This is a genomic window from Rickettsia endosymbiont of Seladonia tumulorum, assembly GCF_964030815.1.
Lineage (GTDB): Bacteria > Pseudomonadota > Alphaproteobacteria > Rickettsiales > Rickettsiaceae > Rickettsia.
Window position 1 is genome coordinate 942,876 of record NZ_OZ034963.1, and the last position, 25,659, is coordinate 968,534.

A 25,659-nucleotide genomic window follows, 5' to 3' on the forward strand; every position below is an offset into this window, starting at 1 on the left:
AGTGCGGCAATCTCAGGAAGTAGTATCTGTCTCCTAAGATTGCACACGTACAAAACTTACAGTTTTTCCTCGCAATGACGATTTTTATAAAACAACTATAAAAGCAATGAACCCTATAAACAATTACCAGAATATTGCTAAAAGAGTAATTTCTAGTGAAGCTAGTGCTTTAAAAAAGCTATCTGAATATATCCCTGAAGATTTCAACCGAATTGTAGAGTTTTTACTATCTTTTAAAGGAAGAGTAATTTTAACTGGTATAGGTAAAAGTGGTTATATTGCAAAGAAAATAGCCGCAAGCTTTTCTTCAACTGGTATGCCAGCTTTTTATATACATCCAGCGGAAGCAAGCCATGGGGATCTTGGGATGATTACTAAAGATGATTTAGTAATTATGCTTTCTAATTCCGGTGAAACTAAAGAATTATTTAACATCATTAAATATTGCAAAGATTTTTCTGTAAAAATTGCCGTAATGACAATGAATAAAAATTCTACTTTAGCTGCAAATAGTGATTTCTTACTTATAGTGCCTGAATATTCAGAAGCCTCAATAATTGGAGCTCCTACAGTTTCATCTTTAATAATGCTATCACTTGGCGATGCATTAATGACTGTCATACATGAAGTAAAAGGTTTTACTAAGGATGATTTCAAGTCATATCATCCAGGCGGTAGCATAGGGGCTAATTTGACAGAAATTAAACATTTAATGCGTAGCGGTGACCAAATACCTTTAGTGCATGAAGATACACCTTTTGCTGAAACTATAATTGTTATGAATAAAAAACGCTTAGGTTGTACCTTAGTAATAGATAAAGCTAAGAATTTAGTAGGGGTTATAACAGATGGTGATTTACGTCGTCATATTAACGATCAAATTCATTTAAAAACAGCCTCAGATATTATGACTAAAAATCCTGTATATATTTCATCTGAAATATTTGCAAAAGAAGTTTTAGATTTAATGAAAGCTAAAAATATTACTAATTTACCCATTGTTGACAATAATATCATTATAGGCATTACTCATATACATGATTTATTGCGAGCAGGAGTCAATTAGTATATGCCCTCTTCTTATAAAAGACGGAAAAAATTTTGGAAATTTACTTATTTCCTAATTACACTTGGAATTTTATATGCAGGATATATATTAGTTAAAAGTAGCTACCCTACCGAAGAAAATAATACTAATATTGTAGAAAAAGCTCCAGAAAAAAATCTTGATTTAAAATATAATATTATATTAAAAGATTCAGTTTTTGAGGGGGTAGATAAAAATTTAAATAGCTATTTAGTTAAAGCTGAGCAAGCTATAAAAGATTCGGATAACAAGTATAAATTAGATATAATAAACGGCATATATAACGTAAATCAAAACCAATCAGTTACTGTTTATGCAAAAGAAGGGTTTTTAAACGAAGAGTCGCATATATTAGATTTAAAAAATGATGTAAAATTTTATTTTGAAGATATGATATTTGACACTAATGATGCAAGAATTGATTTAATAAATAAAAGTATAATTAGCAATTCTCCTGCTACATTATTTCATAAAAACTCTACTATTACTTCAGATAGTTTTAACACGCAAGACGACAATAATATTATAATTTTTAAAGGCAATGTCTACACAACTATTGATCTATCGGATTATTAAACTTATAATATTCTTTACTATTAGTATCTCAACATATGCTGATGATAAAGATATTTCAAACTTACATATCACATCTGATACTTTAATCATTAATAGAGTTAAACAAAAGGCAGAATACCTTGGAAATGTAGTTGTTTATTTTGATAATGCAATACTTAGAACTGAAGAATTATATATTTTTTATAAAACAGTAGATAATAAACAAACCATTGATTATATAGTTGTTCCAACTAAATTGAGTGTTGAGAAAAAAATTAATAATGAGTTATTATTAGCAGATTCAGGAAAATATTTTTTAGATAATAGACAACTTATTTTACTTGGTAATGTCGTATTAGAACGTAATAATAATATTTTAAAAACTAATAAACTTATTTATTATGTGGATATTATTAATAAAAATAGTAAGAAAATAAATTAAATGGACAGCTTACAAGTTAAAAATATATCAAAATCCTATAAAAAGAGAACCATATTAAGTGATATATCTCTTAATGTCAAACAAGGCGAAATAGTTGGTCTATTTGGTCCAAACGGGGCTGGTAAAACAACTTGTTTTAACATCATTATTGGCTTAATGAAAGCAGATTCCGGACAGTTATTATTAAATGATATTAATATAACTAATTTGCCGATTTATTTAAGAGCAAGGCTAGGTATTGGTTACCTTCTTCAAGAACCTTCAATTTTTCGCGGCTTATCGGTTGAAGATAATATTAAAGCTATAATTGAAATATCTGAAAATGATAAAGAAATAATTGAACAAAAAACTCATAATTTACTAGAAAAATTTTCTATAATACATTTAAAGGATCTATCGGCTGCTAGCTTATCAGGCGGTGAAAGACGCAGGCTTGAGATTGCAAGATCGCTTGCAATAGAGCCAAAATTTATCATGCTTGATGAACCACTTGCCGGTATTGATCCGCTGGCTATTTCCGATATCAAAAATCTAATTACTTACTTGCGTGAATTCAATATCGGTATTCTAATTACTGATCATAACGTGCGTGATACTTTAGATATAGTTGACCGAGCATATGTTATTTTCGAGGGGAAAGTGTTATTGGAAGGAAGTAGCAAAGAAATAGCAAATAGCAAGAAAGTTAAAGAGGTTTATCTGGGCGAAAGCTTTAGCCTTTAAGCTATAATGTCATCCCGTGGCTTGTCCACGGGATCCAGTAAAATATACAAATAAAAAAAAACTCGATTTATCTCGCTTTATGCTGGATCTAGTTCCCAAGTCACGGGATGGCAGGGGTAAAATTGAGCCACGCAACAATACGGGTACAAGCCACAGGATAACACCAAACAATATAATAAGGTCTTCATGAACATTAACAAAGACATTTTTAGGGCTTATGACATAAGAGGTAATAGCCTTACCGATTTAACAGTAGAAGTAGCTTATAAGGTTGGTTTTTGCTTTGCAAAGATGACTATAAAGGATGGCAATAATAAGATCTGCGTCGGTATGGATGGTCGCCTTAGCTCCCCTGCTCTTTACAAACTCCTAGAAATAGGATTGGTTAATGGAGGAGCTGAGGTTATAAATATTGGCGTTGTCCCAAGTCCAGTTCTATATTTTGCCGATAAAAAATTTACCCCAGCTGGTAGTATTATGGTTACCGGTTCACATAACCCTCGTGATGATAACGGCTTTAAAATAATACAACATGGCAAATCTTTTTTTGGTTCTCAAATACAGGATTTATTAACAGAGATTTTAAATACTGACTTCAATGTCATTCCTGTGGAAGCAGGAATCCAGCTTAATATGAATATGGATTCCCGCTTTCGCGGGAATGACAGGAAAGGCGGAAATAACAGTGAGGGCGGGAATGACATACAATCAAAATACCTAAATCGTATTCTAGAAAAAATAATAGTAAATTCCAGCCTAAAAGTAGCTTGGGATCCTGGTAACGGAGCAACCGGAAATATTGTTGAAGAGTTAAAAAATCGTTTAAATAATGAAAACATTATCATCAATAGTAAAATTGATGGAAATTTTCCAAGTCATCACCCTGATCCTACTAAAGTCGATAATTTACAAGAATTAATTAAACTAGTTAAAGAACAAAATTGTGACCTTGGTATAGCTTTTGATGGCGATGGCGATAGAATAGGCATTGTAAGCTCAAGCGGTAAGATGTTATTTGGTGATCAAATTTTATGTATTTTTGCCGAGGATATTTTAAAAGAAAACCCAAATGCTACTATAATACTTGATGTAAAAGCTAGCCAGCTTATAGCCGATAGAATCAAATCATATGGTGGGCAAGCTATAATATGGCGAACTGGTCATCCCTTTATTAAAAGTAAAATGGCTGAGTCAAAGGTTTTACTAGCCGGTGAGATGAGCGGGCATATATTCTTTGCTGATAAATATTTCGGTTTTGACGATGCAATCTATGCAGCATTAAGATTTTTGGATTTACTGACTAGATCAAGCAAAACTTTAGACGAAATAATAGATGAGCTACCGAAAAGCTATAGCACGCCGGAAGTTAAAATTTTTGTTTCTTCTGAATTAAAATTACAAATTATTGAAGAAATCAAAGAAAAATTACTAAAGGATAAAATAGAGTTTAATGATATTGATGGAGTAAGAGTAAACACAGAAGATGGTTGGTGGTTATTGCGTAGTTCTAATACTGAATCTGCCATTATTGCAAGAGCTGAATCAAGTAATGCTAAAAAATTAGAAGAGCTAAAAACGATGATTAATCAATTATTAAGCAAGTACGGACTTAATATTTAAGTGCAAAAAAAAGAAATAATTATCTTATGTGGTCCTACTGCTAGTGGAAAATCTTATCTAGGTCATGCACTTGCCAAAGCTTGCGACGGGGAAATAATAAATATTGACTCAATGCAGGTTTATAAAGAAATTCCAATTATTACCGCCTCCCCTCCGGAAAGCTATAAAAGCGAAATTCCTTATCATTTATATAACTTCTTGCCTATTACTGAAGATTTTTCGGTAGTAAAATATTTAAAGCTTGCTGCCGAAAAAATAAATCAGGTAACTACTAGCGGTAAGCTTCCTATATTAATAGGTGGTACGGGATTATATATTAACTCCTTAGTTTTTGGATATAATAATATTCCTGATATATCTGATGATTTAAGGCAACAAGTAAGAAAGCTACATAACGAAATAGGCAATATAGAGCTACATAATAGGCTTACAAAGCTTGATCCACTAGCTTCATCTAAAATTAATCAATCAGACACTCAAAGGCTAATTAGAGCTTATGAAGTAGTACTGCAAACCGGCAAGTCTATTTTCTCTTTCCAAACTTTGCCAAAAGAACAAATTTTATCTGAATTTAATTTTAAAATTATCTTCTTAAACCCTGAGAGAAAATTTTTATATAAAATATGTGATGAACGTTTAGCTAATATATTTAAAGATGGTGCAATAGACGAAATTGCTTTAATCAAAAAACAATTCAATCCTGATTATCTAAATTTAAAAGCTGTAGGCATAAAAGAAATTTTGGCTTATCTAGAAAACAAACTAACTTTGGGTGAGGCTTTAAACTTAGCTCAAACACGAACACGCAGGTATGCTAAAAGACAAATCACATGGTTTAAACATCAGATAAAAGAAAAAATAACTTTAGACTATTCTAACGAAGAAGAGTTTTTACAAGTAACTCGAAAACTTCCTATTTTTATTGACTTGCCAAATAGCAATAAATAATAGACAAGTAGTAAATATTTGAAGTATTTGTAATATTGTACCTAATACCGGTACAAAAGGAACAACTGGCTGCAGTAATATCGGCACTCCGCTTGAAAACATTACTAATCTTGTAGCATCTTGTACTGAGACTTTATTGAATAATAATTTGAATGCAACACATACTAATAATATTATAATACTTCTTTCTAAAAAGAATGTTACAAACCAAAATAATATAATAGCTGGCATACCAAGATAAATAAATAAATTTGGTAAATGCATTAAATTATCAGCAAAATATTTTTTTATTATTTCAGGAGTTAAAGTCATCTGACTTTGATCGAATAAACTTGAGTAATTAATGGTACGAGGGAAGCTTTTTTTAGTGTTATCTATTGCAAAATTTATCGTAAGTTTATCTGCCTCAATTACAAAAGGTATCTTGCTTTTTTCTCTAATTGAAACCTGATTTTTTGTATCAATAACAGCTACTTTATCATTATTTTTATTATATAAATAAATAGGTTCTTCATCTTTTACAAGAATCCGTGAATTAGCATATTGCATTTCCGGTAATTGATTGATGATATACTCAATATTATCTGTCGTTTTTGTCTGTTTTATTCCGTTAAAGCTGTCTTTCAAGGTTATTAGATAATTTAATATAAAGATACAATAAATTATTGCTGGAATAAAAGATACGATAAATAAATATCTTATTCCATAACCATGATATTTTTGATATACATCTTTATAGAACTCTATAGAGCTAATTGATAGACGTAACTGGCGGAGTAATGTATTCAATCCTCCTAATATATATGATAACAGATACATTATTTTATTAAACTTTTATACATAAACAGCAGTAATATAGCGTATTATTATAGAAAATTGCAAATTTTTAGTGTATTAAAGTCTAATTTATATATAAGTTTATTGATAAAAAATTATTTATTTACTAATATTTATATTTCGATAAACAATATTAATTTTATATGCTACTTCCTGAAATAACTTTAACTTTAACGGCACTTTTAAGCCAATTCTTTGCCGTAATGCTGCAAGGTAAAAATAGAATTGTTGCTAATATAACTATTTTACTTACCATATTAACAATTTTCGTTATTTTAAAATATTCTTACTCTGAAAGTATATTATACCTAGATTATGTAATGTTTACTACTAATGCAAATATTGCTAATTATAAGGCTATCATATTGATATTTACTATAATATCTATGATAATTTACCGAGATTATTCGGTGCGTAGCGGTGAACCACTAAAATTTGAATTTATAACTTTGATATTATTATCTACAGTTGGGATTTTTGTGGCAATTTCAGCACAGAATTTTTTATTACTTTTCTGTGCTATGGAGCTTACTGCTCTAACTTCTTATATACTTGCTGGTTTTAAATTGAGCGATATTAAATCATCAGAGGGAGCATTAAAATATTTTATATTAGGCAGTTTAGTTAGCTGCTTATCATTATTTGGTATTTCTTTTATATATGGATTTGGCGGAAGCTTACAATTTTCAGATATATTTTATAAGCTAAATGATAGCTCTTCGGTAAATTTAGGTTTAGTAATTGGTGTAGTATTATTTTTAAGCAGTATTTTCTTTAAGCTTTCAAGTGCCCCCTTGCATTTTTGGGTACCAGATGTATATGAGGGATCACCTATCGCTTCAGTTACTTATTTTACAGCGGCTTCAAAAATTGGAGCTGTTGCCATTTTATTAAATATCGAAAATTTAATTATCAAAAACTATCACCCTATTAGCTATAATCTGATAAAAATAATTGCTTTATTATCTATGATATTTGGTGCTCTTGGTGCTATTCGTCAAACTTCCTTAAAAAGATTAATGGCATATAGTACCATTCTAAATATCGGTTATGTATTAATCGGCGTATTGCTGCGTACTGAAGATGGCAATAAAGCTGCTATGCTCTATATGTTGATATATGCAGCCGCAAGTATAGGGTTCTTTACTTGCCTGATTATGTTACTCGGAAACCAAACAGACAAAGCCAATTTTGAAAGCATACAAGGAATTGCAGGAAACCATAAAGCTATAGCTGCTGCAATTTGTATAATTATGTTTTCTATGATAGGTATCCCGCCGCTTGCTGGCTTTCTTGGAAAATACTACCTCTTTTACCAAGCAATTACCCAAGAAGAGTTTTTGCTTGCTTATTTTGGTATCTTTACTAGCGTCATTGCGGCTTTTTACTATCTTAAAATAATTAAAACGATGTATTTTGCTGAAAAACCTAATCCAACAAAAATACCTATTTCCTACGGGTTATTATTAATTAATTTTGTAGTAATAGGGTTTTTACTCTTCGGATCTTTCATTATTTCATCTTAGGTTTAAATGAATTTAGGTAGATATAAGCTATTTGTTTTTGATGAATTAGATAGCACAAACCTTGAAGCCATTAGAATAGCTAAAAATAATAAACCTGATAGAGATTATATCATACTTGCTAAATCTCAAACCGAAGGACGTGGCATAAGCGGTAAAAACTGGCAATCTACTTCCGGCAATTTACATGCTAGTTTACTAATTAAGCCAAATAAAGAGCTTGAATTACTACCGCAATTGTCTTTCGTTACAGCCCTAGCGGCTTATGATAGTGTGGTACATGTCATACCGTGGCTTGACCACGGTATCCAGAAAATAAATGGGATTCCTATACAAGCACGCGGGATGACGCCCCTAGTTCTTAAAAAAATCCAATTAAAATGGCCAAATGATGTTTTAGTAGGGGGTAAAAAAATATCCGGTATACTTCTTGAATCGGTTAAAGTAGAAGATGCTTATTATCTTATTATCGGTGTTGGTATTAATATTACTTATCACCCAATAAATATCGACCAGCCCACTACTAGCTTAGTAGCTGAAGAACTTCCCGTTATCACCCCTCAAGCTTTACTTGAAATATTAATAGAAAATTTTGAAAAATATTATCAAATTTGGGAGCAAGAAGGCTTTTCATTTATTAGAGAAGCATGGCTGAAACATGCTTATAAGTTACATGAAAATATTAGTGTTAAATATCAAAATGACATTGTTACAGGCACTTTTCAAGGTATCGATTCCATAGGTAGAATAATATTGCAACTACCTTCCAAAAAAATACTCTCTTTTTCTACTGCTGAACTTTCCTTTTAGCAAAAATATTACTAAATTTAAATTGTAAATTTAATTATTGTTAATTATTTTTCCGTCATTGCGGGAAGAAACTGCAAGTTTCAACGCAGCAATCTCATGTGTTCCTTGCAAGGCATTGTCTGCGTGGGTACTAAGTCGTCATTGCGAGCGAATGAAATGAGCGTGGCAATCCAGAAAAAATAATAAAAAATGCTAATTTTATTAGTATTTGGATCCCGCGATCAAGTCGCGGGATGACAGGGGGAGAATGATTCACGTTGGTAATACCTCCTCTCAATGACAATAAAAGCTTAAGCCCTTAAATTAAAAAGTAATAACATATGCCTCAAAACAATAACCCTAACCCTATTTCACAAATATTTATGAATAAGGCTAATGAGCAATTTAGTAAAATAAAAAAACTGAACTTTAGCCCAACTCCTAGTATTGATGATATTAAAAAACTAAAAGCCATGTCAGAGCATGCAGAAAAATATTTTAAATATGCTTTATTCACAGGTTGTGATAATGCAGCTTATGAGTTAATTCAATTATATGATTTTATATTTACAAAATACCCTGACTCTCAGAATAATGATTTGGAAAAAAAAATATTCCGCGATGATTTAGTTTTATTAGGTCCGAAATTTGAAATTGCCGAATGTGAGCAAATGAATTTAATATTTAACCCACCTACGACAAACGAAAGCGAGATAAATATTTCCTACGATGCTATTTGCAGAACACGAGAATATTTTAGTAATAAAAAATTAGTTGATAATCCTGAAACAAATGATGAGATTATTAATTATTACCTCAAATCTTTTGAAGCAATATCAGAGAAACAGTATTTTAATTCAATAAAAGAAATTACAGGTACAGTTTTAAATTGTGCTGATAAAAAAACTTTAGATTTTATAATTGATGATCATAAACCAAAGATAAAGCCGACTATTACTTTTTATAAAAATAATAAATTACATGAGATCTATTGCGATGCAGAAAAAGATATATCAATAACGATAGTTTATGACACACAAAACAACAACGAGGAAGTTAATCTTAGCGGCTATCCAAACCTTTTAGAAATTATCAATCATTTCTTTAGTATATAAAATCGTATTCAATATGACAAAAAAGAAACCTCCTAAAGTTTATAAAAATGTATATATGACACATGATTATCTATACGAAGAAGGAAAAAAATTCTATCAAGAAGCTATAAACATAGAATTTCCACAAGAGAGAGATCTAACTCCAGATAAAGAAAAGAATTTTAATGCAGCTAAAGAAACTTATTTTAAAGCCATACTATATTTTCAAGGAGCTATGCTTTTAGGAAGTAAAGATGCTTGTGCATATTTGAATGCATTTTATAATAAAAATTATTTAGGAATCGACAATCAATATGCAAGTAATTTAATAAAAATGCTGAGTACTATAACAAAATATACAGATCATATAAATAGGACAAATTCCATATATTTAAAGAATTTTGGAATAGTCAGTGATTCTGATCTTAAAGAGCTAGCTTTTATAGAAACAGGAATAATTAATATTGCATCCAAAAGCTGGGATAAAATTTCTGTTCCTGAGTACTTAATTCTTGCTAATATACAAACCATTATAAGAGATTTTAATAATCCTTTACCTCCTGAAGGTCGCTTAATTACTAATATAAGCGTTTTTGATGGTAGGGAGGAAGTATTTTAAAAAATAGAACTGGAAAAAGAAGAAAAAGAGCAAGAGCTATTAAGTGCATTCACTATATTAAATAACGATACTGCTTCTGGGGTAGTGAAAAAACAAATATTTAATGACAAATCAACAAAATTAATGGGAGAAAATCTAGACTTACTAGATGGTGCAGTACTTTGCACTATATCTTAAAAAAGGAATGAAAACGATGAAAGAAAAATTACCTCATCTTTACGAAATAATAAAAAAGGCATTAAGCGATTATGATGAATATATTGAAATACCTCTTAGAACATCAAAGGATTTAGAAATAACACAAAATAATGAAGCAGTTCTAATTGAACTATATAGAAGATTAAAAGAAATATTCGTTTATGGCGAAGCAAAAGCAGCTTGGTATCTAGCTCAATTCTATTATAATGGTTGGTTATTTGAAAAAGATTGTACGATAGGCAATTTTATTATTGCAATAGGAATAAAGCTTGGTTCTATAAGATGTGCAAATAATGGATTTAAAGGAAAGATTTAGCCAAAGATTGTGCTAAAGCTATTAAAAATACTAAAAATCAATATCAATTAGACACAAATAGTATTATTACTGACGAAATAAGGAAAAATGCCGAATCTAATTTTAAAAGAAATTTAGAAAATTCTGAATTAAAAAATATATTTGAACCAAAATTTTTTCCTACTTCTTTAGACATATTACAAGAAGCATTAAAATATTATTCTGAAAATATAAAATTACCTCTTACTCAATCAAAAGATTGTACATTAAAAATAACACAAGATAATAAATATATTATATCCAAAATATATGTAAAATTAAAAGAAGCTTTAGTTTGTGGTCAAGAAAATGCCGCTTGGTACTTAGCTCAATTTTATTATAATGGCTGGTTGGTTGAAAAAAATATTATTTATGGAGACTTTATACTTGCGATAGGAAAGCATTTTGAATCTAAAAAATGCTCTAATAGCGATTATAAAGGAGAAGATATTTTAACAGATTACTTACAAAAATTAGTTACAGTTTGTGCTAATTCTATTTCCAATAACAAGTATGTATACCGAGCAGGTATTAATGATACAACGAAGCACAATGCAGAATGTGACATTAATATACATTTAAACAATACTGATTTAAAAGACATATTTAATAGTTCAGAATCAACTATTATTCCCACAATTTCAGCTCCTTTACCTAGTACCACACACCAACCATCTAATACAGTAAGGCGAGCTACTCAAAGCGATATAAAAGATTTCAAAAATAAAAAAACTAATAATATAAAAAAAACAAAAAGTACAATAGATTATAATATTAAAGTTGAAAAAGATGAAGAAACAAATTCAGTATTAACAAGCAACAAACCTACTAATATACCAAAAACACAAAGCGAAGTAAATTATAACTCTGCTACTACTAAAAAGGTTGAAGAAAAAACTTTAGTATTAAGAGGCAATAATTATTATCATGAACAACTTGTTAATACACAAGAACCACGAAACACAATAAATATCGAAAATGATGATGATGGAACTCCAGTATTAGGAAAACAAGGATGTACTTGTTTAATAATGTAATAAATAGGATATATTTTGAAAATCGTAGAAATAAATAATAAAGAAATTTTTTATTTAATGCCTAAAAATCAGTTACTTGAAAAAGGTCTGCGACAAGTTGAGATATTATCTATTTTTGAGACAATTTGGGATTCTTATGCTGAAAAAACGATAAATTTATTATTTGAGTCGGCAGTTGAAAATCTAACCTGTGCTATGCTGCTTGGCGAAGAAAAAGCTATTTTGCCGCTTGCACAACTTTATTCTAAAGGTACTATTTATGGTATTTTGCCGGATTTAGTCTTTAGTGATTACATTATCTTGCTGGGTCGAAAACTTGAATATGAAATATGTAATGATATCCCTTTGCAACTTATCACTAATACTAAATATTTTGATAAACAGTTAGAAGATCTAGCTATTATTATTACTTCTAATACCTTATTTTACTATTCTAATTTTAGATGTATAGGGGAAGATATTAAAAAAAAATCGTTAGGGATTGTAATAAGCAGTTCAAAGAAGAATGGCATTTTTGTAAATTTGAATATCCTGATTTAACGTTATCATCTTTTGAGATATTGGAGGAAGAGCAGGATTCAGTAACTGTAACAAACTTTGGATGATAATAAATGTTTAATGTCTTGATTGGGTTCTCTTGCTGTCGCATGGCTTGGTTTTTCTGTCATTGCGAGAAAGTTATGTAATAACCAACGAAGCAATCTTAGGAGTTTTACTTCATGAGATTGCCACGCCACTTTCAGTGGCTCGCAATGACATCCATTTAATACAAAAACAACTTCTTCTGGCTCTTCGATTCTTCGTTTACATTATTGCTACTTTGCGGATAATCATGATCTAATGTTTTTAAATAATCCCCTATTGCTTTAGAGAATTCTTCCATTTTATAACGGAAGAAATGGTCAGCACCGCTAATAATTTTACATCCAACCTTAATATGAGCTTGTTGTTTAGATAACTTACTTGCTAAATCTTTTACTGCTTCAGCTGAAACTATACTATCACTATCACCTTGTAGTACAAATCCTGGAATAGGGCAAGGCGAAAGGAATGAAAAATCATATTTATTTACCGGAGGCGAAATAGCAATAAAGTTATTTATTTCAGGGCGTCTCATCACAAGTTGCATAGCTATCCATGCACCGAATGAAAACCCTAATACTAAATTAGACTGAGCGTTTGGATTATTCTGCTGTAACCAATCAAGTGCTGTTCCGGCATCTATAACCTCACCCACCCCATTATTAAAGTTACCCTCTGAATGCCCTACTCCTCTGAAGTTAATACGTAGAACTGTATAGCCATGCTCAGATAAAACTTTATAGGCGTTATACACTACTGTATTATTCATATCACCGCCATGCAAAGGATGGGGATGAAGAACCAATGCAACAGGAGCATTATATGCTTCTGCTTTTACATATATTCCTTCGATTCGCCCCTCAGGACCGTTAAAATAAATTCGCGACATAATTATTTGTAATATTTAATTTGTTTTTGTTAATAAACTTTGCGTCATTGCGAACGGAAACTTTATCACTCTGTCATCCCGTGGCTTGACCACGGGATAACAACATTCTTTTATTTACATAGGCAATGCTTCCTCGCAATAACAACTCATCAAGAGAATACTGCCCTTTCGACTGCCTCAGCATTATGCTGCACTAAATCTTTCGCTATTTCCTTAGTAATCATCTTTTTCAGACCATTTTTAAGCTCATGACGAACGCAACCAAGCATTTGCGGTTCAGCAACTATAATTAGTTCTTTATATTTAGCCTGATCTTGACCTACTGCTTTTTCTAAATGTTTTATAACGCTTTTTGCTGCTTCTTTGTGTTCTATATCTTTTAAAGAAGTATGAGGCTCAAACAATGAAGCAGGCGTAGATTTATTTTGGTATAAACTCTGTCTTTTTTCTCTATGGTGGTGATGCTCTTCCAAATCTAAAGGTAACTTTAAAGGCTTATTATTAGTAATTTTAACTCCTTGAGCATCGTAAAGCATCATTTGCTTACTATCGATCACTGCAATTAATTTTAATGCTGTTGTATTATTCATAATACCTCCATAAGAATAGTTGGTAATTGTATGATAATACTAATTATTTCTTAATCCAAGACTAATTTAATACAAATAACAAATTACATTAGTAATTTGCTATTCGAGTAAGTATTAATTTAATAATTTTTGCTTTTCACTATTAATTATCTCTTCAATCTTATCATTAAGAATCCGCACCTCGGTCTGTTCTACCTCTTCCCTTTCTATTACTCCAATAATTTTTACCTTTATAGTTCCAGGCTGTTTAAACCAAAAGCCTCTAGGCCAAAATAAGCCGGCATTATGTGCCATCATTACTATCGGCACTTTAGTAATAGAAGCAAGCTTTACAGCACTTGGCTTAAATTTTACTGTTCGATCAGGCGGAACTTTTGTTGATTCAGGAAATATTATTAACCATAAACCTTCCTTGATTTTTTCCTCACCCTCTCTTAAAATTTGGGCAACTGAACTATTAGTGCCACGATTTACTGCAATCGGCTTAACCATACGAAGTCCCCAACCAAGTAGCGGTATATTAAATAGCTCACGTTTTAATACCCACGAATGTTTAGGGATAATAAGCTGCATAAACATCTGATCCCAAAAGGATTGATGGTTAGATACAACTATTGAAATGGTTTTAGGTAATTTCTCAAGCCCCTCTACCTCATATTTCAAACCACAACAAATTTTTGCAAGCCACACAAAAGTATAAGAAAAGATAACAGCGATCCTATATCTTATTTGATAGTTGACATTGAAAAACGTTACGGGTATGTAACATATAAGAAAAAAGATAAAAGTAAATAACGATAATAATCCGTAAAATGATAAAATTCTTAAACGCCAAAGCATATAGTAAAAATTAAATATTAATTTGGTATATATACATATATTTGTTAATGAATACAATAATAAAGGTATAAAATGAAAAAAACTGTTCTTTCAGGTGTGCAAGCTACTGGTTCTTTGCATCTTGGTAACTATTTAGGCTCGATTCGAAACTGGGTTAAAATGCAGGAAGAATATAATTGTTTTTTCTTTTTGGCTGATCTGCATTCTATTACTGTTGATATAGCACCTAGTGAACTTAAAAGATCGGTTATAGAGACACTTGCGATTTATTTAGCAGCAGGCCTTGACCCTAATAAAGTCACAATTTTTGCTCAGAGTATGGTAAAAGAACATGCTGAACTTGCTTGGTTGCTGAATTGCGTAACACCGCTCGGCTGGTTAAAACGCATGACGCAGTTTAAGGATAAGGCTGGAAAGGACCAAGAAAAAGCATGCCTTGGGCTTTTTTCCTATCCGGTACTTATGGCTGCTGATATACTGATATATAAGGCCGATATAGTGCCTGTTGGTGAGGACCAAAAGCAGCATTTGGAACTAACTAGAGATATCGCCGGCGTAATTAATAGGAAGTTTAATAAGGAAATTTTAAAAGTACCTGATGTTTTAATTGGTGGCTCAGGAACAAGAATTATGAGTCTTAGAGATGGCAGTAAAAAAATGAGCAAATCCGATTCTTCAGATTTTTCTCGTATTAATTTAAAAGATGATAATGATCTTATTCATCAAAAAATTAAAAAAGCCAAAACAGATCATTTAAGTTTTGTTAGTTATGATAAAGAAGCAAGACCAGAGATTAGTAATTTATTAGACATCTATACAAGCTTATCAGAAGAAAAACTTGAGAATATAATTCAGAATTATGAGAATCAAGGCTTTGCAAAATTTAAAGAAGATTTAGCAGAAATTATTATTATAAATCTGCAACCGATGCGTGATAAATATTTAGAGTTAATGAATGATCAGGAATATTTACTCAAAATACTTCACCAAGGTGCAGAGAAAGCAAGAATTAGAGCGTCTGAAACTGTAAATGAGTTAAAAGAACAATTTGGCTTCGTGATATGAAGTAGATTTTGAGAGATACCAAATCGTCATTGCGAGGAAATTACGGAGTAATTGACGAAGCAATCTCAGGAATTTTATACTGTTTTATGAGATTGCCGCGTCGATGCTAGCATCTCCTCGCAATGACGAAAAAACCGCTCCACACAACAATGCTGATTTAATAAGACCTTGCCATCAATTTTTTTAAATTAAACGAGCATAGTAAAGATTTTTTACGATTTTTCTTGAATTATGCTATATTTTTTGCTATGAATCTTCTTGGATAGGTGGCCGAGCGGTTTAAGGCACTAGTCTTGAAAACTGGCGTACGGGCAACCGTACCGTGGGTTCGAATCCCACCCTATCCGCCAACCTAAAAAACCCTTTATTCCTCATAGTTTAGCTGTTGAAAAAGCAAAAATATTATCAAATATTTTTTCAAAAGATTCCCTGCTTATAAAATAATATTTATATTTTTTGGTAAATATTTAGAATATCTTTCTAAAGAATTTTTTATTGCTTCAAAGGATATTGTAAAAAAATAATCTTTGTCTGTTTCATCTACTTTAATAGCTCCAAATCTTTCATGAAATCTCCAAACAGATTCATTTTCTTTTCTTACATCAAAGTGAGCCTTAGTAAAACCTAGGCTAAGTGCATAACTATATATGATTAAAGCTGACTCAATAGAGTAGCCACTTGGTGTATTAGCCTTTAAAATCCATGATCCCCAACAAAATGAATCTTCTTGAGCATCATAAAGTCGTACTGTTCCAACTTGCTCTAAATTTTGATCTTGGATTAAAAAATATAATTGGGAATTATCTTGCTTATATTTTTTAATCCATTCAATTTGTTGTAATAAATCGTTAGAGGTTGAAGAGAGATATTTAGATTTAGTAGTATCAGTTCTTAGGTTTAAAATAAACGAACTATCTTCTACCTCTACATCACGTAATATTAGGTGATTGCCAATAATTTGTTTGGGTTTTATAAAGCTTATTTGGGGCATAGGGATTTGAAAAAATAATTATTTTAATTTCAAATAAAAATATTTTGATATTTACAATTATGCAAGAAAATAATATAATAAACGCTTTATTAGGAACTAATTAGTTGATATATATTTTGAACATGTAATTTTGTTGCTAAGCTAATTAGTTATAGGTATTACTCCTCTTGCCTAATCTCAAATTCATTTTGACTGTATACTCATTATTAATTTAAAGAATTAGTTCTACAAAACTTCAAGGAATTCATATTTTAGTTCCTTGCTTTACTTTTAACTCTCTAAGTTATTTGATATATACAAATTATTACTTTAAATCTTGTAATTTATGATTATCTTAAAAAAGATTCTAGCCAATTTAGACACAACAAAATATAAGCTAGCTAATATTTTAAATGGGTTAGGCATAAAAAGTGCTTCCTTAACTGTTAAAATTGAACCTAGAATATTATCTGCTGTTAATAAAATTTTATATTTGTTACGCTACGCTATATTTTGTGCTTCAAAATGTTTAATTTCAATTGCAATTTGGTTAAACCCTAAAAAACAAATATTTAGAGAAAATTTAGCTTCTTTGAGAACCATCCTTAAAATTAAATATGCAGGTCTAAGTATTCAAAAATCTCATGATTTAAATACAAACACTCAAGAAACTCAGGATGTAATTTTTAAAAGCCCTTTAAAAGACATTTTTAATTATTATTCTGTCTCTGAAGGATGTAAATTATTATCTCACAAAATAAAATTTTTTGATACTAACAAAACATTAAAATTAACTAAACCTAAAGTAATAAATAATGATTTTCATGTATCAGAAAAATATAATTGCACAATAAAATTACCAGATACTTATCTTGCAGAAATAAATAATGCAATTGTAATCGGGGGTACAGATCTAATATTAAGTAATAATACAGCTTTATATGATGGTCTTGATAATAATGATCAGTATATTATTTATGGCGAAGAAAGCGACTTCTATCTTAAAAAATATGTTTACCATATTAAATCTATAGGTATTGTAAATAAGATTAATGAAAAAAACTTGTCATTTGAAATAATAAAAAATCCCCAAGTTATTGATAGCGGTATTCATCTTGTTAAAGATCATTCCAAAAACTACTATCATTGGATTGTAGAATGTTTACCAAGGCTTAGTTTAATTCAAGGATTAGACAAAAAAATACCATTATTAATTGACGAAGATCATTATCCTCAATCATTAGAACTCCTAAAAATGTTCAATTTGGATAATAGAGATTTAATAAAGCTTGAAAAAAAAAACGGATATTTAGTAAAAAAGTTATATTATCCCTCCCCATTATCCTTAATTAAAGATAATGTTAATGCACCTGATTATTCAAATGCAGTAGTGGTTGCTCCCAAAGCAATACAGTTTGTAAAAAAGGTAATATCTAAACAATTTAATAACCCTAAAAAGGCATTTCGTAAACTTTATATATCAAGAAAAAGAGCTACATATAGAAAATTACTCAATAGTGAAGAAATTGAAAATTTCTTGATTACTCAAGGATTTGAAATTGTTTACCCAGATTTTTTATCAGCCCAGGCACAAATTGAATTATTCTCAATGGCACAAGTTATTATCGGTCCTACGGGTGCGGGTATGGTTAATTTAATTTTCGCTCCTAAAGATTGTAAAATATTAATTTTAAGTAGTAACGTACAAGAAGCGAATTTCCGAGTATTTCATTCTTTAGCTATGAGCCTAGAAATGGATTTAAAATTTTTGATAGGAGCTCATACCAATACTCAAATCATATCACCTATGCATTCAGATTATAGTATTGATATAGATTTATTAAGCAAATATGTAAATTCTATACAAAACTAAGGCTTGTAGTTAGTACATATTTAATGTATAAGATACTAATAATTTTATCCACAACAACTTATTAAATAGTTTATGAAAGGTATAATTTTAGCAGGCGGTTCTGCTACTAGGCTTTACCCTGCTACAAAATCTTTATCAAAGCAGCTCTTAACGGTTTATGATAAACCGATGATTTATTATCCTATTTCAGTATTAATGCTTTCTGGAATCAAGGAAATCCTAATTATTACTAACAGTGTATTTCTTTCTTTATATCAAGATCTATTAAATGATGGTAGTCATTTAGGCATTAATATTCAGTATGCTATACAAGATACTCCTAAAGGTCTTGCGGATGCTTTTATAATAGGTGAAGATTTTATAGGAGATTCTAATGTTTGCTTAATTCTTGGGGATAACATTTTTTATGGTCAAGGACTAGTATCAATATTACAAAATGCTAGATCTTTACAAGAAGGAGCGAAAATTTTTGGTTATTATGTTAAAGATCCAGAAAGATATGGGATTGCTGAGATTTCTTTTCCTAGCTGTAAAGTATCAAGTATTGAAGAAAAACCTCAAAACCCTAAATCAAATTATGCTATAACCGGTTTATACTTTTTTGATAATTCAGTAATTAAAAAAGCAAAAGCAGTTAAACCTTCAAAGCGTGGGGAATTAGAAATTACATCAGTTCTTCAAGCTTATTTAGAGGAAAATAACTTAAATATAGAAGTATTTGGACGTGGCGTAGCTTGGTTAGATACAGGTACATATGATAGTTTACTCGAGGCATCGAATTTTATTGCTACTATCGAAAAAAGACAAGGATTAAAAATTGCCTGTTTAGAAGAGGTAGCATATAATTGTAAATATATAGATGCAGAAATGTTGCTAAAACTAGCTGAACTTAGCCCTAATTCCGATTATTGTAAATATTTAAAAAATATTTATTCTCACCCTAGCTTTTCTATTTTAAATACACAAAAATAAAATCTTTAAAAATGCAGAGAAAATAAAAATGGATAAAGTTATTTTAATTACAGGAGGTGCCGGATTTATTGGTAGCCATTTAGTAGAATATTTTTTAAATAAATATAATAATTACTATATTATTAACTTAGACGCCTTAACTTATGCTGCTGATATCAAACGCCTTGATCATATTAGCAATAAACAAAATTATAAATTTATTCATGGCAATATTTGCCAAATCGACTTAATAGAAAATTTATTTAAAGAATATAATATATCCGATGTAATTCATTTAGCAGCAGAATCGCATGTAGATAATTCATTAGCTAATCCAAGAATTTTTATAGAAACTAATATACAAGGTACTTTCAACTTACTAGAATCTGCAAGAAATCACTGGTTATCACAAGATAATATAAACTCCAGATTTTTACATATTTCTACTGATGAAGTATATGGTAGCTTAGGTGATACAGGTTATTTCTCTGAAAATTCTCCTTATGCTCCAAATTCCCCTTATAGTGCTTCTAAAGCTTCTAGTGACTTTTTAGTTAGAAGTTACTTTCACTCATATAATTTACCGACAATAATTAGCAATTGTTCAAACAATTATGGACCAAGGCAACATAATGAAAAATTAATTCCTACTATTATTAGAAAAGCCTTAAATAGTGAGCCAATCCCAATTTATGGTAATGGAAAAAATATTAGAGATTGGTTGTATGTAGAGGATCATTGCTCTGCTTTAGACCTTATTTTCCATAAAGGCGTGGTAGGTGAAAACTACAATATAGGTACACGTAACGAACAAACTAATTTAGAACTTGCTAATAAAATTTGTAATATTTTGGATGAATTAAGACCTAACCCTAATTCTACACCTTATGCAAAACAAATAACATATGTAACAGATAGAGCGAGTCACGATTTCAGGTATGCTATCAATAATACAAAACTATGCTCAGAATTAAATTGGTCTTCTAAATTTTCTTTTATGGATTCATTAAGATTAACTGTAGAATGGTATATTAATTATTATGAATCACAGTTATAAATTAATTGAAATTCCACGTTTTGATGACGATAGAGGGAGCTTATCCTTTGTTGAGCTAGGACAAATTTTAGATTTTCCTATACATCGTGTTTACTGGCTTTATAATTTAAAAAAAGATCGCGGCGGGCATGCACATAAAAATTTAAAACAATTTATTTTTTGTACTCATGGCTCGGTAGATTTCGTTTTAGATGATGGAGAGTATAAAACAACCATTACTCTTGATGCACCGAATAAAGGTTTATACATTCTAAAACCTTTATGGCGGGAAATAACAAATATAAAAAATAATCCTCAAGTAATTATCTGTGCTTCAGAAAACTACCAAGAAAGCGATTATATTAGATCATACGAAGAATTTAAATTATGGAAATCAAATTTTTAGACTTAAAAAGTGCTTACACTGAAATTAAACAAGAAGCAGATAAATTATGGCAAGATGTAAATAACGATGCTTCATATCTTTTGGGAAATCGTTTAGAAAAATTCGAACAAGAATTTGCAAGTTACTTAGGAGTAAAGCATGTAATTGGCGTAGCAAACGGTCTTGATGCATTAGTTTTAAGCCTTAAGGCACTAGGCATAGGTGCTGGCGATGAGGTAATAGTGCCTGCCCATACTTTTATAGCTTCATGGCTTGCTGTTTCCGAAATTGGAGCAGTACCTGTTCCAGTTGAAGTTTACAAAGATACTTATTTATTAGACCCTTCAAAAATTGAGCATGCTATAACAAGTAAAACACGTGCAATTATGCCGGTTCATTTATATGGGCGTGTATGTGATATGCAGCTAATTTTAGCTATAGCAAAAAAATATAATCTGAAAATTATAGAAGATGCTGCTCAAGCACATGGAGCTATAGATTTAGTTAGCGGAAAAAAAGCTGGATCATTCGGAGATTGCAATGGTTTTAGTTTTTATCCAGGTAAAAATCTAGGTTGTTTTGGTGATGGTGGATGTATATCAACAAATGATGATAAAATTGCTGATACACTAAAACTACTACGTAATTACGGAAGTAAAGTACGCTATAGTCATGAAATAATTGGCAAAAACAGTAGATTAGATGATTTGCAAGCAGGAATACTTTCTATTAAATTAAGATATCTTAATGAATGGAATAAAAAAAGACAAAGAATTGCTAAAATTTATTTACAAGAATTAAATATTAATGATATAGTTTTACCTCAATATGATGACGGTAATGTATGGCATATATTTCCTATAATGACTAAAAAACGAGATCAATTAAAAGATTATCTTGTTAGTCAGGGGGTACAAGTTATAATTCACTACCCTACCCCAATATACTTACAACCTGCTTATCAAAATATGAATTTAAAAGTTGGTTCTTTTGAATTAACTGAAAAAATTAGCTCAGAAATTCTTAGTTTACCAATAGGACCTCATTTGACTGAAGAAGAGGCTATATTATGTACAAAAAAAATTAAAGAGTTTTTTAATAGGATTGGTTAAAGTTTATTAATTAAATATAAATGGATATAAAATGAAGAAGTTAGCAATAATATTATTACTGACCATAGGATTTGGTATGGAGTCTTTCGGAGCAAAAAACGCTACTGTTAATAAACCCATATTAAAAGTAAAATTACTTAATAGCTACCCAGGATCAGGAATTATATCCCCTATTTATGATATATTAAATGAAAAATATGAAGTAATAGTCGTTAATGCTGAAAAAAGTAGTGAAAAATATGACCTAATAATTGATGGTGTATATGGCAATGCTCCGATGAAGCCTAATGAAAAAGCTATAAAAATGTATTATACGGCAGAAGCAATTTTACCAGATTTAAAAGATTATGATTTAACTCTCGGATTTGATTATATAGATGATCCAAGGTATTTTAGATTACCATATTATTATTTAAGTGGACTTTGGGCTGATAAATTAGTAGCAAACAGCAACACGAGACTAACTAATGGAACTTGTAATCCTAATAAAAAGAACTTTGCTTGTTTTCTCGTTAGTAATGGATATACAAATGATACACGTACTAATAACCCTTTAGATGGAGTTAAGGCAAGGGATCATTTATTTCATAAATTATCTTCTTCTTATAATAAAAAAGTTCTTAGTGGTGGAAGACATTTAAATAATATTGGTAGAAATCTAGAAATTAGCGAAACTATGGAGTGGTTATCTAATTGTAAATTTGTTATTGCTTATGAAAATCAAACACATAATGGGTATATGACTGAAAAGCTATTTCAAGCATATTTCGCCGGTGCTATACCAATATATTATGGTGATAAAACTGCGGTATTACAAGATATAAATAAGGATGCTATAATTTATGCAGGCGATTTTAATACGGAAGATGATTTAGTTGATTATATTAAAAAAGTAGATAATGATGATTCATTATATTGTGACATTTGGAATAAAAACCTGTTGATAGATCCAAGTAAGGATTGGTCGGTAGTAAAAGATAAATTACGTACTAAAATATTACAATTGTTAGATGAAAAACTTAAAAAGTAAATGTATGAAAAACAAAAAAAATTTATATGTGCTATATTTTTTATAGCATTAGTCATTTTTCTAGCTTTTTATACAAAAAAATATTATAAGCACTATAATTTTAATAATATTGTACAAGAAAAATATAAATACCAATATGATTTTGCGGTACTAAATAAATCTTTTACTAGAGATTTAAATAGAAGCTTACATCTATATGAATCATTTGAAAAATATTTTGTCGATGCTGAAAATACACCATTTTATGTTGTAGTCGGTAAGGATGAACTTGACTTATTCAAAAACGCTTTTGTTGATCTTAAAAATAAAGGTACTATACAACGAATGCCTAATTTTATGACAGAAAATGAAGTGTTAGAAAAATGTGGCGAGCCTGATGTGACAATTCAAGGCAATTGGACACAACAAGTTTGTAAATTATGTTTTGGTACTTTAGGGATAGCAAAAAATTATATAACTATAGATTCAGATACTTACTTTACTAAAAAATTTGATAAATCTGTTTTATTTCATGGTGATACAATTAAAACTTGGGCTTTAAAAAAAACTTCGGAAAAAATAGAATCAGATAAGAAGTATAAAATGTATTTTCCTACCATGAGCTGTAAGCGTAATCAAGGTATAGCAATAGATACTAAATTAACTTGGCACGATTCATTAACTTTTATGAAACAGTTCTTTGGGGGCAATAAAATTGATGAGAATTATATTTTTGTTACTACACATCAGTTTTTTAGTTCCGATGCTATTAATAGAATGAAAAATTTTATTAAAAATAAAGGATATAATTTTGCAACCCTTATTTTTTTAATACCTTTTGAATTTCAATGGTACGGTGAATATGTACTTCAGCACGAACCTTTCTTCATAGGAGAGGGAGTATTTTCTTTAATAGATAATGAAAGTGATTGTATCCCAGAAGAAGGATATGACAGACATTATGGCGTTACTTATCAAGCAATTATATATCTAGACCCAAGCCGCTGTGAACCTGGCCAAACTCAATGTGATAGAAAGGAAATTATCTATAAACAACCTGACCATTGCCCTGCTTTAAAATAGCAAATTATTGGCTTGTGAACATTCACGTTTTTTTAAATTTATGATGCTTAAAATTATAACACCGTAAACGCTCACACATTAAACCTTACAAATATAGTAACTTATTATTTTTTAGATTTATCTATATAAGCTTTGTTACTAATTAAACCCATACCATAAGTTTTACAGTATTCAAGCATTTCAATTGAATCAGGATGCTCCGCTCCAAAATCTATGATTTGTGGTTTAGCAAAAAATTTATAGTTAAGCGTGTCTTTTCTTTTACACGCAACCTTTGCTCCTTTAAGATTTACTTCGCTTACTTGTGCTACATTCTTATAATTTCTTCTATAAACATTAAAATATATACCTCGTGCATCCATATAGCTATCTAAAGCTTCCTCAAGCTTACCGCTCGCAAATAATATATCCCCTCTTATTGTGCATGTAATGGCTATTGCAGGGTTGAATACATCAGGCATTCTTCTACTCATAAAATTTTTATCATTATTCTTAAAGATCTCTAATGCCTTATTTGCATATTCTAAAGCTTTATCTTTTTCACCTAAACCAAATAATGCTATTGCTTTTTGAGAATATATTTTGCCAAATATTTCATTAGTTTCTTTTTGAACATTTTTTTGCATATTATATATTTGCTCTACTTGATTAAGAGCTTCTTGATATTTACCAAGGCTATTTAATGTTTCAGCTTTTATCATATATCTACCAGTAAGCAATAAAGCATTAGGTGACAATCCATTAGACATACTATTTTCTATAGAATTATTAATCTGCTTTAATGCTTCATTATATTTTCCTTCTATAAAAAATAATTTTGTTTCAGCAATATATAGCATTGATTTATCAGCATTATCAATTACTTTGTTATCCAATTGCTGTTTTAAAATTTGTATATTTTCTTGAGCTTCCTGCACATTTCCTATTGTAAGATATACTTGTGCTAACCCATAAGTTACATTCGCTTTATACGCTTCATATCCCTTAATATCTTTATATATTTCTTTAGACTTAGTAAAATATTCTACAGCTTTTTTATAATTATAAGATTTTAAGTAATACCATCCTGTTATATTTAAATAACCGGCATATACTCGCTTTTCTTCATTATTCATTAACCATAATCTATATTTCCCTTTCTCGTCATTATCTTCAAACCAATTAACTAATTTACTAGAACCAATTAAATTATAAGAATTATCGTATTGAACTAATTGCTGTAATTTTATTGCAGTCAATTTATGTAAATTTATATTATAGCTTTCTGCGTTTTTTAATATTATTTCAATATTTTCTGGTACTGTTTTAGCATTTCTATACATAAATGCTTTTGTTACACTTTTCGGCACAGACTCAACAAACTTAGTAACCACATCTTCTAAATATTTACTATTATTTGCACTATTTTTTTCTAATACTTTTTGAACAATAACATCATGCATCTCAAAAACTGGATTATCTTCTCTAG

27 protein-coding genes and 1 tRNA gene are annotated in these 25,659 nt (G+C 29.9%); 22 read left to right on the forward strand and 6 right to left on the reverse strand.

Annotation, left to right across the window (positions count from 1 at the left end; genetic code table 11):
- Positions 1–106: 106 nt before the first annotated feature.
- The 6 genes from AAHF54_RS04600 to miaA all read left to right on the forward strand — a co-directional run bounded on the left by AAHF54_RS04600 (position 107) and on the right by miaA (position 5,375).
- Positions 107–1,066: a KpsF/GutQ family sugar-phosphate isomerase gene (locus tag AAHF54_RS04600; RefSeq protein WP_342169850.1), complete on the forward strand. Its 960-nt coding sequence runs from the start codon at positions 107–109 to the stop codon at positions 1,064–1,066.
- Positions 1,067–1,069: 3 nt separating this feature from the next.
- Complete coding sequence (lptC, locus tag AAHF54_RS04605; protein WP_341788139.1) at positions 1,070–1,663, forward strand: LPS export ABC transporter periplasmic protein LptC; 594 nt, start codon at positions 1,070–1,072, stop codon at positions 1,661–1,663.
- Complete coding sequence (locus AAHF54_RS04610; RefSeq protein WP_342169851.1) at positions 1,629–2,084, forward strand: LptA/OstA family protein; 456 nt, start codon at positions 1,629–1,631, stop codon at positions 2,082–2,084. The genes lptC and AAHF54_RS04610 overlap by 35 nt, the downstream gene beginning before the upstream one ends.
- Positions 2,085–2,807: an LPS export ABC transporter ATP-binding protein gene (gene lptB, locus AAHF54_RS04615; RefSeq protein ID WP_341788141.1), complete on the forward strand. Its 723-nt coding sequence runs from the start codon at positions 2,085–2,087 to the stop codon at positions 2,805–2,807.
- A gap of 186 nt (positions 2,808–2,993) precedes the next feature.
- Positions 2,994–4,427, forward strand: coding sequence for a phosphomannomutase/phosphoglucomutase (locus AAHF54_RS04620; protein WP_342169852.1), 1,434 nt, complete (start codon positions 2,994–2,996; stop codon positions 4,425–4,427).
- On the forward strand, positions 4,428–5,375 hold the full coding sequence (miaA, locus tag AAHF54_RS04625) for a tRNA (adenosine(37)-N6)-dimethylallyltransferase MiaA (protein ID WP_341788143.1): 948 nt from the start codon (positions 4,428–4,430) through the stop codon (positions 5,373–5,375).
- Here miaA and AAHF54_RS04630 read toward each other — a convergent pair.
- Entirely contained in the window at positions 5,319–6,194 is an 876-nt protein-coding gene (locus AAHF54_RS04630; RefSeq protein WP_011477448.1) for a DUF1189 family protein, read from the reverse strand. The two genes, miaA and AAHF54_RS04630, sit on opposite strands and share 57 nt — an antisense overlap.
- A gap of 161 nt (positions 6,195–6,355) precedes the next feature.
- Here AAHF54_RS04630 and nuoN point away from each other — a divergent pair, with 161 nt between their 5' ends.
- The 7 genes from nuoN (at position 6,356) to AAHF54_RS04665 (ending at position 12,346) form a co-directional block, all read left to right on the forward strand.
- Positions 6,356–7,738 (forward strand): NADH-quinone oxidoreductase subunit NuoN, encoded by a 1,383-nt coding sequence (gene nuoN / locus AAHF54_RS04635; protein WP_342169853.1) that lies wholly within the window; start codon positions 6,356–6,358, stop codon positions 7,736–7,738.
- Positions 7,739–7,744: 6 nt separating this feature from the next.
- Positions 7,745–8,545, forward strand: a complete 801-nt coding sequence (locus tag AAHF54_RS04640; RefSeq protein WP_341788146.1) for a biotin--[acetyl-CoA-carboxylase] ligase — start codon at positions 7,745–7,747, stop codon at positions 8,543–8,545.
- 320 nt (positions 8,546–8,865) lie between these two features.
- Positions 8,866–9,639, forward strand: coding sequence for a hypothetical protein (locus tag AAHF54_RS04645; protein ID WP_341788147.1), 774 nt, complete (start codon positions 8,866–8,868; stop codon positions 9,637–9,639).
- Positions 9,640–9,652: 13 nt separating this feature from the next.
- Positions 9,653–10,237: a hypothetical protein gene (locus tag AAHF54_RS04650; RefSeq protein ID WP_342169854.1), complete on the forward strand. Its 585-nt coding sequence runs from the start codon at positions 9,653–9,655 to the stop codon at positions 10,235–10,237.
- Positions 10,238–10,430: 193 nt separating this feature from the next.
- Positions 10,431–10,751: a hypothetical protein gene (locus AAHF54_RS04655; RefSeq protein WP_342169855.1), complete on the forward strand. Its 321-nt coding sequence runs from the start codon at positions 10,431–10,433 to the stop codon at positions 10,749–10,751.
- A gap of 368 nt (positions 10,752–11,119) precedes the next feature.
- Complete coding sequence (locus AAHF54_RS04660; protein WP_342169856.1) at positions 11,120–11,806, forward strand: hypothetical protein; 687 nt, start codon at positions 11,120–11,122, stop codon at positions 11,804–11,806.
- A gap of 15 nt (positions 11,807–11,821) precedes the next feature.
- Complete coding sequence (locus tag AAHF54_RS04665; RefSeq protein ID WP_341788150.1) at positions 11,822–12,346, forward strand: hypothetical protein; 525 nt, start codon at positions 11,822–11,824, stop codon at positions 12,344–12,346.
- Between the two features lie 223 nt (positions 12,347–12,569).
- Here AAHF54_RS04665 and AAHF54_RS04670 read toward each other — a convergent pair whose 3' ends face one another.
- The 3 genes from AAHF54_RS04670 to AAHF54_RS04680 all read right to left on the reverse strand — a co-directional run bounded on the left by AAHF54_RS04670 (position 12,570) and on the right by AAHF54_RS04680 (position 14,707).
- Positions 12,570–13,277, reverse strand: coding sequence for an alpha/beta hydrolase (locus AAHF54_RS04670; protein WP_342169857.1), 708 nt, complete (start codon positions 13,275–13,277; stop codon positions 12,570–12,572).
- Between the two features lie 149 nt (positions 13,278–13,426).
- A complete protein-coding gene (locus AAHF54_RS04675; protein WP_341788152.1) occupies positions 13,427–13,867 on the reverse strand; it encodes a host attachment protein in 441 nt (146 codons plus the stop codon).
- A 114-nt stretch (positions 13,868–13,981) separates the two neighbouring features.
- On the reverse strand, positions 13,982–14,707 hold the full coding sequence (locus AAHF54_RS04680; RefSeq protein ID WP_341788153.1) for a lysophospholipid acyltransferase family protein: 726 nt from the start codon (positions 14,705–14,707) through the stop codon (positions 13,982–13,984).
- A 72-nt stretch (positions 14,708–14,779) separates the two neighbouring features.
- Here AAHF54_RS04680 and trpS point away from each other — a divergent pair, with 72 nt between their 5' ends.
- Together trpS and AAHF54_RS04690 are read left to right on the forward strand one after the other, a co-directional pair.
- Positions 14,780–15,772 carry a tryptophan--tRNA ligase gene (trpS, locus tag AAHF54_RS04685; RefSeq protein WP_342169858.1) on the forward strand — a complete coding sequence of 331 codons (993 nt, stop codon included), beginning with the start codon at positions 14,780–14,782 and terminating at the stop codon, positions 15,770–15,772.
- Positions 15,773–16,032: 260 nt separating this feature from the next.
- Positions 16,033–16,122 (forward strand) — tRNA-Ser (locus AAHF54_RS04690).
- Positions 16,123–16,205: 83 nt separating this feature from the next.
- Here AAHF54_RS04690 and AAHF54_RS04695 read toward each other — a convergent pair.
- On the reverse strand, positions 16,206–16,763 hold the full coding sequence (locus tag AAHF54_RS04695) for a GNAT family N-acetyltransferase (protein ID WP_341788155.1): 558 nt from the start codon (positions 16,761–16,763) through the stop codon (positions 16,206–16,208).
- 325 nt (positions 16,764–17,088) lie between these two features.
- Between AAHF54_RS04695 and AAHF54_RS04700 the strand changes: the two genes are divergently transcribed.
- From AAHF54_RS04700 to AAHF54_RS04730, 7 genes are all read left to right on the forward strand, one after another.
- Positions 17,089–18,615: a glycosyltransferase family 61 protein gene (locus AAHF54_RS04700; protein WP_342169859.1), complete on the forward strand. Its 1,527-nt coding sequence runs from the start codon at positions 17,089–17,091 to the stop codon at positions 18,613–18,615.
- A 72-nt stretch (positions 18,616–18,687) separates the two neighbouring features.
- The gene (rfbA, locus tag AAHF54_RS04705) at positions 18,688–19,587 is read left to right on the forward strand and encodes a glucose-1-phosphate thymidylyltransferase RfbA (protein WP_068041646.1); all 900 of its coding nucleotides are present in this window, start codon (positions 18,688–18,690) and stop codon (positions 19,585–19,587) included.
- A gap of 28 nt (positions 19,588–19,615) precedes the next feature.
- Positions 19,616–20,623, forward strand: coding sequence for a dTDP-glucose 4,6-dehydratase (gene rfbB, locus AAHF54_RS04710; protein WP_341788157.1), 1,008 nt, complete (start codon positions 19,616–19,618; stop codon positions 20,621–20,623).
- Positions 20,607–21,008 (forward strand): sugar 3,4-ketoisomerase, encoded by a 402-nt coding sequence (locus AAHF54_RS04715; RefSeq protein WP_068041640.1) that lies wholly within the window; start codon positions 20,607–20,609, stop codon positions 21,006–21,008. The genes rfbB and AAHF54_RS04715 overlap by 17 nt, the downstream gene beginning before the upstream one ends.
- A complete protein-coding gene (locus AAHF54_RS04720) occupies positions 20,990–22,099 on the forward strand; it encodes a DegT/DnrJ/EryC1/StrS family aminotransferase (protein WP_341795044.1) in 1,110 nt (369 codons plus the stop codon). The genes AAHF54_RS04715 and AAHF54_RS04720 overlap by 19 nt, the downstream gene beginning before the upstream one ends.
- Before the next feature lie 31 nt (positions 22,100–22,130).
- Positions 22,131–23,129: a glycosyltransferase family 10 domain-containing protein gene (locus tag AAHF54_RS04725; RefSeq protein WP_341788160.1), complete on the forward strand. Its 999-nt coding sequence runs from the start codon at positions 22,131–22,133 to the stop codon at positions 23,127–23,129.
- Positions 23,130–24,191, forward strand: a complete 1,062-nt coding sequence (locus AAHF54_RS04730; RefSeq protein ID WP_342169860.1) for a DUF6492 family protein — start codon at positions 23,130–23,132, stop codon at positions 24,189–24,191. It begins immediately after the preceding gene.
- Between the two features lie 104 nt (positions 24,192–24,295).
- On the opposite strand, the gene AAHF54_RS04735 is transcribed toward AAHF54_RS04730, so the two are convergent.
- Positions 24,296–25,633, reverse strand: a complete 1,338-nt coding sequence (locus tag AAHF54_RS04735) for a tetratricopeptide repeat protein (RefSeq protein WP_342169861.1) — start codon at positions 25,631–25,633, stop codon at positions 24,296–24,298.
- Positions 25,634–25,659 lie beyond the last annotated feature (26 nt).